General features: G+C 36.9%; 1 protein-coding gene. It reads right to left on the bottom strand.

Annotation, left to right across the window (positions count from 1 at the left end; translation table 11 throughout):
• Positions 1 to 42: 42 nt before the first annotated feature.
• Positions 43 to 1,208 (bottom strand): IS3 family transposase gene (locus tag RL70_RS17050; RefSeq protein WP_156138009.1). Its coding sequence is split into 2 segments (ribosomal slippage): positions 43 to 932 and positions 932 to 1,208, totalling 1,167 coding nucleotides; the frame shifts between segments, so codons are not numbered across the junction.
• Positions 1,209 to 1,329 lie beyond the last annotated feature (121 nt).

Raw genomic sequence — 1,329 nt, 5'->3', positions numbered from 1 at the left:
TAGACTGACATAGTGATTTGAGACAACTATAAAACACCTTGATTAGGCTGCTTTAACACTGTAATTTAAAGGTGTTAGGTAGCCTAATTTTTCTTGGATACGTTCTTCGTTATAATAAGTTAAATACGTAATTACCCGTTCAACTACATCTTTATTGTGCAGTGAATTGAATTTAACATATTGAAATTCCTCAGACTTCAAACTCGAATGAAAAGATTCAATCACCGCATTATCCCAACAGTTTCCTCTCCTTGACATGCTACTGACAAGATTATTATCCCTAATATGAGCCTGGAATGCATATGAAGTATATACACTACCTTGATCTGAGTGCACAATCACCCCTTCGGGATAGTTACGGACAGCCAGTGCTTCCTTTAAGGTATCTATTACGAGTGGTGTTTGTTGATGGTTATAGAGTTTATAAGCCACAATCTCGTTATTATATAGATCCATAATGGTAGAAAGGTATTTGGTTGTACTTCCATATTGAATGTATGTGATGTCAGTTACCCACTTCTTGTTCGGTTCGCTAGCTGTGAAATTTCGTTTAAGAAGATCTGGGGCAATTATGATACTTTCCCCTTGAGATTTCCATTTCCGTTTAGGCTTAATACGACACTGTAAGTTATGCTTTTGCATAAGGTTTTGAACGGTGTTTCGATTCAGTACAATGTTGTACGTCTGTTTTAACAGCGCCTTGATTTTGCGGTGCCCATTCCGATATTTCGTTCTTTTACAAAGCTCTATGATGGCTTCCTCTACTACTGTAAGTGACCTGCGAACGCCTTGAAGGCGCCATCTGTAATAGCTTGCTCGCGGCACTTCTAAAGAGTCTAAGATAGCGGTGATTGTATATTTCCCTTTAAGTTTCTCGACGATTTGTAGAACTATTTCTTTTTCAACTCTCTTTCGATTTCCATGTACTTTTTTAGAATCTCATTCTCCATTTTTAAATGTGATAATTGACGTTCCCGCTTGTCGTCTTCACTTGTTAAATCGGGACCAAGACCGTAGGTGTATTGTTTACCAATCGGCTGGTCAAATCGATAAAATTCATTGTTACGGAACCATCTCATCCAAGTCTTTATCTGTGAATTATTTTTAATTCCGTATTTCTTCATAATTTCCTCGTTCGTAAATTCCCCACTTAATTTATCTTTGACTACTGCCCATTTCACTTCACTTGAATATACGTTTTTGCCCATGCAAAAACACCTCCGATGTAAGTACTTTTTAAAAGTGTACCACTTCGAAGGTGTTTTATATTGTCTCATTAATTTAGGTTAGCCCAGTACGACACAACTCTAAAACAATTTTTAACTGTGT

Origin of the sequence: Sporosarcina sp. ZBG7A, assembly GCF_000813425.1 — a bacterium.
Lineage (GTDB): Bacteria > Bacillota > Bacilli > Bacillales_A > Planococcaceae > Sporosarcina.
Note: the sequence above shows the minus strand (reverse complement) of the source record. Positions and strands in the feature narration are given on the sequence as shown.